Origin of the sequence: Pseudophaeobacter sp. C1-32P7, assembly GCF_041008775.1 — a bacterium.
Taxonomy (GTDB): Bacteria; Pseudomonadota; Alphaproteobacteria; order Rhodobacterales; family Rhodobacteraceae; genus Phycobacter; species Phycobacter gallaeciensis_A.
In genome coordinates this window covers 1-5,464 of sequence record NZ_JAXGFR010000053.1, presented here as the reverse complement: position 1 = coordinate 5,464, position 5,464 = coordinate 1, and the positions used below count along the sequence as shown (strand labels likewise).

7 protein-coding genes are annotated in these 5,464 nt (G+C 64.6%); all 7 read left to right on the top strand.

The features are described from left to right. The coding region (locus SM763_RS23820; protein WP_490363294.1) for a type IV secretion system protein at positions 1–254 on the top strand (254 nt) is incomplete at its 5' end. 8 nt (positions 255–262) lie between these two features. Beyond that, complete coding sequence (locus SM763_RS23815; protein WP_369000032.1) at positions 263–688, top strand: hypothetical protein; 426 nt, start codon at positions 263–265, stop codon at positions 686–688. Continuing rightward, positions 689–1,702 carry a TrbL/VirB6 family protein gene (locus SM763_RS23810; RefSeq protein WP_369000030.1) on the top strand — a complete coding sequence of 338 codons (1,014 nt, stop codon included), beginning with the start codon at positions 689–691 and terminating at the stop codon, positions 1,700–1,702. Between the two features lie 17 nt (positions 1,703–1,719). After that, positions 1,720–2,400, top strand: a complete 681-nt coding sequence (locus tag SM763_RS23805; RefSeq protein WP_369000028.1) for a VirB8 family type IV secretion system protein — start codon at positions 1,720–1,722, stop codon at positions 2,398–2,400. Between the two features lie 5 nt (positions 2,401–2,405). Beyond that, on the top strand, positions 2,406–3,140 hold the full coding sequence (locus SM763_RS23800) for a TrbG/VirB9 family P-type conjugative transfer protein (protein WP_369000026.1): 735 nt from the start codon (positions 2,406–2,408) through the stop codon (positions 3,138–3,140). 2 nt (positions 3,141–3,142) lie between these two features. After that, on the top strand, positions 3,143–4,567 hold the full coding sequence (locus SM763_RS23795; RefSeq protein ID WP_369000024.1) for a TraB/TrbI/VirB10 family type IV secretion system protein: 1,425 nt from the start codon (positions 3,143–3,145) through the stop codon (positions 4,565–4,567). Then, positions 4,567–5,442 (top strand): ATPase, T2SS/T4P/T4SS family, encoded by an 876-nt coding sequence (locus SM763_RS23790; protein ID WP_369000022.1) that lies wholly within the window; start codon positions 4,567–4,569, stop codon positions 5,440–5,442. Before SM763_RS23795 ends, SM763_RS23790 begins: the two co-directional genes overlap by 1 nt. Positions 5,443–5,464: the final 22 nt, after the last annotated feature.

Here is a 5,464-nt window from a genome sequence, read left to right as displayed (position 1 = left end):
CGCAGGAAAGCCATGAAGAGGCGGGGCAAAGCCTTGAGCGGCTGGAGACCATGGTCGGGCTCATCGACGATCAGGACGGGCTGAAGGCCGCCGTCGATCTCAACACCCGCGTCACCGCCGAACTTGGCATCATCCTGACCCAGATCTGGCGACTGGAAGCGGCGCAAGGCGTCAGTGCCGGCCAGCTTGGCGTTGTCGATGCCGCGACCCTCGCAGATGAACGCAAGTTCCGCTCGATGGCGGTGGATCCATGAGAATGTCCATGACCCACAACTTGGCACCTATTCGGACACTTGGTCTCGCAGCACTTGTCTTGGCTGCCCTGCCCTGTGCCGTGCTGGCCCAGACCCCGAGCACGAACCCGTCCGGCGACACACCCTTCAGTTCGATGGCCATCGCGCGGGACGAGGCCGACGCATGCCGTGTTCTGAAACCGCCTGCCGATCTGGCCGAGACCGCTTACCTGCGCAACGGCTACCGCGCGATTCTGCGTATCCTGATCGCCGAAGCAGCGCTCGCCTCGGAGAGCTGCACCTGCCTGCTCGACCAGTTCACCTGGGATCAGGCACTCACAGCCCTGCCCCGGTTCCAGACCTCGGACAACCCGCGTCTGCCCTTCAACGTGCTTGAGCTCTACGCCAAGGCGGACGCGCTCGAGGCGCAAGTTGTGGAGGCCTGTGCGGAGTAAATGGGGGTCATTCGCGACATCCTTGGCCAGGTCGACGCCGCGGTGAACACCGTGGCGCAGGACGGCTTTGTCTCCTCGGCAGGTGCTGTCGGCGATGTGATCTCCGCCGGGGCCGCGCTCCTTGTCGTGCTCCTCGGGATCAACGCGGTGATGCAACTCCGCCCCCTGCCCTTCGGCACCGGCTTTGCCTTCGGAATGAAGATCGCGCTCGTGGGGATATTCGCACAGAGCTGGGACAATTTCAGCGTCATCTATGACATCGTCACCCGGGTGCCCGACTCCGTTGGGGCCTCGATCCTTGCGCTCACCGGGTCGGGCGACGAGGCCGGGGTCTATGAGAGCCTCGACAATATGGTCGCACGCATCACCGCTTATGGCGACACGATCGGCGACCGCGCAGGGTGGGTCTTCGGCGCGGTCCTGGGTGCGATCTTCTTTGTTCTTTCCGCCGTTTTCGCCGCCGTCACCGCCGGGATCATCGCCTTCGCCCGCATCGTCTTCGCGCTGATGATCGTGATTGCCCCCTTCATGATCGTGACCTCGCTCTTCAAGCCCACCCAGTCCCTCTTCGAGGCCTGGACCCGCGCCACCATCGGCTATGCGCTCATGCCCGTCGCCGCAGCAGGCGCCGCGGGCATCATCGTCGCCATCGCCGAGGCCATCGGGGACGCCTCTGCCGACCCAAACGATGTCGAGACCGTCAGCCTGATCTTGCCCTTCCTCGTCATCCTGATCCTCAGCGCCGGGATCATGGCCTCGGTCCCCTATATCGCCTCCAACCTTACCGGCGTCGTCGGCATTGCCTCGAATGCCGTGGGACTGACCGGGCTCGCGCGGCAGGGCTTCGTGAACACGCGCCAGTATGGCACCGGCGCGACCTCCCGCCTCGTCACCGGCAAGTCTCCGCAGGAGCTGAACCAGATGGCCAATGCGGGCGTGGTCAAAACCGGTGAGATGATCCGGCAAAGCCCCGGCGCGCTTCTCTCCGCCGCCAAGGCCTTCCGCAAACCCTGATGTGAAAGACGACGACTTTGAAGAAGACTGTAACCAGTTCCGCAGCAAGTGACCGCGACGCTTTTGAGGCAGATTTCATCTACGGGCCAAGACGGCGCGAGCGCTTCGCCTGGTTTGTCGCGGCCGCAGGCGTGCTGGTCGGCGTGGCCGGTATGGTCGCGGGCGCGAGCCTGTTTCCGCTTAAGACGACCGAGACCTTCGTGGTCGTGGTCGACAAGGAGACCGGCGAGATGGATCGGGTCGCCGCTGTCCAGGCCCTGACGCTTTCCGAGAGCGACGCGATCATCCAGGCCAATCTTGTGGCCTATGTGGATGACCGAGAGACCTATGACCTGACCGATGGCGAGCAACGCATCAACTCGGTGCTGGACCGCTCAGATGGCGATGCCGCCCGCACGCTGCGCGATCTCTGGTCCTCGACCAACGAAGATTACCCGATCACCGTTTACGGCCGCGACGCCAAGATCGAGGTGGTCATCAAGTCGGTAAACCAGATCGAGCGCGGCGTAGCCCAGGTCCGCTTCACTCGGACGCTGCGCCGCCCCCGCGACACCCGCACCGTGACCCGGTCCTACGTCGCCACCGTCGGTTACGACTTCCAACCCGAAACCCGCCAGCGCCTTCAGGATGTCTGGGCCAACCCCTTGGGCTTCGTGGTGACCTCCTACCGCGTCGACGCCGAGACCCTGGAGAACTGACCACGATGAAATCCCTGCCTGCGCTCCTCACCACATTTCTCCTAGCGCTTGCTCTTCCTGTTGCAGCCCTCGCCGAGGCCACGCCACAAGGCGGCCCGCTCGATATCCGCATCCGCACCGCCGTCTATAACGAGAACCAGGTCTACCGCATCGAAACCGATCTCAGGCATTCGACCACGATTCATTTCGGGGCGGGGGAGCGGTTTGAGGCCGTGATCGTCGGCGACACCGAGAGCTTCCAGGTCGATCCGATTCCCGAGCTCGGCAATGTGCTCACGATCAAACCGCATGTGGCCAATGCCTCGACCAATATGACGGTGATCACCAACCGACGCACCTATTCCTTCCACCTGCGCGAAGGCTCGATCCCGAACCGCACCGGCATGTTCTTCGAGGTGCGCTTCCGCTACCCCGACGAGGAACGTCGCGCGGCAAGTGCCACCCAACCCAAGGGCTTCGAGGCTCCCCGCAACTACAACTACCGTGTCTCGGGCGAAGGGGATTTCCGCCCCAGCCACATCTATGACGACGGGCGCTATACGTATTTCGTCTTCCCGGAGAACGGTCGCCAGCCCGCCCTCTTCAAGGCCGACGATCAAGGCCGTGAGCGCACGGTGAACTGGACCCAGCAAGGCAACACGGTCCGCGTGCTCGGGGTCAACACCTACTGGACGCTGCGTATCGGCGATGAGGCGATCTGCGCCTGGCGCGACGAAAGCGCGATCTACGTGAGCAACTGACCATGGCCGATCAAACCCCTCCAGATCTTCAAAACCGCCTCGATCAATTCAGCCAGCGCGACAAATCCAAACGGCGGGGCAACAGCCTCGGGGTCGGCGCACTCGCTGCTGCCCTCGCCCTTGGCGGCGCCGGGGTGGCGTATTTCCTGGCGACCGGCCTGCAAGAGGGCGATAGCGCGCTCGAGACCTCCGATGTCGAGACCTTCCAGGACCGTCGCACCGGCACCGGCGGGCGGCTGGAGTTTCCACCCGACGAAACAGAGCAGCGGGTCAATGACGCATTGATCGCCGTCGAGGAGGCGCTCGACGTGCCCACGGCCCCTGCCCCCGAGCCGAGCGCCGAAGTGCTGGCCGAGATCGCCAAGCTCCGCGAGGCCCTCGCCGCCAGCCAGGCCGCGCGCAACTCGGAAATCCAGTCCGCCGTCGCGGATCTGCGCGAGGCCTTCGACGAACAGAAAACAGCATTGGAAGCGCTTATCGCGGAGAAAGAGGCCGAGCTTGCCAACCTGCAGCGCCAGACCGAGACCCGCATCGAAGGGCTTCAGGCCATGCTCGACGCCGAGCGGGCGCAGCGCGAGGGGCTCGAGGCCGAGCTCGACCGCGAAGGGCTGATCGCCGACCAGCGCCTTCTCGAAGAGCGCCGGCGTCAGGAAGAAGAACAGCGCCAGCGCGAAGCCGAACGGGTTGCTGAGGAGCTTCTGACTGCGCAGATCAAATCCCCCGCAGTGGTCTATACCGACGGTCCGCGCGGCGGCCAAAGTGGCGCGGCGGTGGCTGATCCTGCTGCCGCCGGCACTGGCGGGCCGGTCCTCTCGGGCAATGAACAGTTCCTACAGAGTGCGCGACCGCTCGAAGTGCAAGAGGCCGCGCGCCTCACCCATCCTGAACGCACGCTGACCCAAGGGTCCGTCATCCAGGCGGCGCTTCAGACCGCCATCAACAGCGATCTGCCGGGCTCCGTGGTCGCAGTCGTCTCCGAGCCGGTCCCGGCGTTTTCCGGGGACCGGATCCTGATCCCCCGGGGCTCCCGCCTTTTTGGCCAATACCGCTCCGGCATCGAGATGCATCAGAAACGCATCCTCATTCTCTGGACCCGCATTTTGACACCGGACGGCACCTCGATGGAGATCGCCGCCGTGGGCGGCGATCAACTCGGCCGCTCGGGCCTCACCGGTCTCGTCGACACCAAGTTCGCCGAGCGCTTCGGCGGGGCGGCGCTGATCTCCGTGATCGGGGCGGCACCGGCCGTGGCGGCCGAGAGCGCCAACAATGAAACCACCAGCATCGTCCTGGGCGGTGTCGGTAGCGACCTTCAGGACGCCGTTGGATCGGTCATCGCCGATCAGGTCTCTATCGCCCCGACGATTTATGTCGATCAGGGGGCCTCGGTGACCGTGCTCGTGGACCGGGATGTGGTGATTTACTGATGGATCAGGCGTCTCCGGCCTCCTACCTCGAGCGCTATCTCGACCCGTTCCGCGACCTTCTAAGGCGTGACGACGTGGTCGAGATCGCGATCAACCCGGACGGCAAGGTCTGGCTCGAGGTCGCAGGCGACGCCACCATGCGCCACGAAGGTCAGACCGTGGATCGCACCACCGCCCTCAACATGGCCCAGACCATCGTCGGCGACGCCAAGGCCCGCGTCTCTGAAAAGAACCCGCTCGTCTCCGGCAAGGTGGAATATGCAGGTCGTCCGCTTCGGGTCCAGGTCGCCGTTCCGCCTGCTATCGATCGCGGTGCCTCGATCACGATCCGCCTCTTCGCCTCCGGCAGTGTCCGGGATTACGCCCCCGCTTATCTCTTCGGCAAAGCCGTTTCGCTCGATGCGCTCCGCGCCGAGAAGATGAAAAACATCGCCAGTCTTGCCGAAGAGAATCTTGAGGCCGCGCTGCAAACCCTGGTCGAGGCACGCCTCAACGTCCTGATCAGCGGCGGCACTTCGACCGGCAAGACCACCTTCGCCCGCCATCTTCTGACGCACGCCAATGAGCACGAGCGACTGATCACCATCGAGGACGCCTTCGAGCTGTTCCCCGGCCAGCCGAACACCGTCGCCCTCCTGGCCGACCGCAGTGCCGGCTCGCAACGCAGCGCCAACGCCCTCCTGCAGGCCTCGCTCCGTATGCGACCTGACCGGATCATCGTCGGCGAGCTGCGCGGGGCCGAGGCCCTGACCTATCTCGAAGCGATCAACACCGGGCAGGGGTCACTGCATAAAAGTGACATTATTGTCCGGCTCGTGCGAACGAACCGGGAACTCATGCGGCATCGCGAAGATCATTTTTCCGAAGGGGCCTGAGGCGATCTGGGCTGAGCGGCGG

Excerpts from the sequence above, each read along its gene's own strand:
- SM763_RS23815 (WP_369000032.1), top strand. The coding sequence starts at position 263 with ATGACCCACAACTTGGCACCTATTCGGACACTTGGTCTCGCAGCACTT.
- SM763_RS23810 (WP_369000030.1), top strand. The coding sequence starts at position 689 with ATGGGGGTCATTCGCGACATCCTTGGCCAGGTCGACGCCGCGGTGAAC.
- SM763_RS23800 (WP_369000026.1), top strand. The coding sequence starts at position 2,406 with ATGAAATCCCTGCCTGCGCTCCTCACCACATTTCTCCTAGCGCTTGCT.
- SM763_RS23795 (WP_369000024.1), top strand. The coding sequence starts at position 3,143 with ATGGCCGATCAAACCCCTCCAGATCTTCAAAACCGCCTCGATCAATTC.
- SM763_RS23790 (WP_369000022.1), top strand. The coding sequence starts at position 4,567 with ATGGATCAGGCGTCTCCGGCCTCCTACCTCGAGCGCTATCTCGACCCG.